Source organism: Streptococcus sp. HMSC076C09 (assembly GCF_001837905.1).
In the GTDB taxonomy this organism is placed as follows: Bacteria; Bacillota; Bacilli; order Lactobacillales; family Streptococcaceae; genus Streptococcus; species Streptococcus parasanguinis_I.
The window spans coordinates 1-390 of the sequence record NZ_KV834621.1; the positions used below are offsets into that span (position 1 = coordinate 1).

Below are 390 nucleotides of genomic sequence, written 5' to 3' on the forward strand. Positions count from 1 at the left end.
AACGCTTTTCTTACGTTGTTAAGTTTCTTAATTTCATATTTGGTACTCTTGGACTTAAAAGTGTAGATCAACTTACACTTGAGATGGTCAGAGAGTTTTTTACGCTTTATGGATTATCTCAGTTACCAGGAGATAGAGAAAAAAGAAAGAAAAGCACTGTTGAAAAATGCGTAAATGCAATTCTCGACTTCTTAACTCTTTATTTAAGTGAGCGAGAGGGAAAGGCTAAGTTAAAAGCAGAAGAATTGTATACTACGACAACTTTTACGAATAGTAGAGGACGGGTTATAAAGCGTAAAGAACCAAATTTTGAAATCTACGTGGATGATAGCAACACTGAGAAAGCTATTTTTCGCGATATGCCAAATAGTGCTTTTGAGATGTTATTTT

At 34.1% G+C, this 390-nt stretch carries 1 pseudogene; it reads left to right on the top strand.

The features are described from left to right. A pseudogene (locus HMPREF2704_RS02120) lies at positions 1–390 on the top strand (site-specific integrase); the annotation flags it as partial.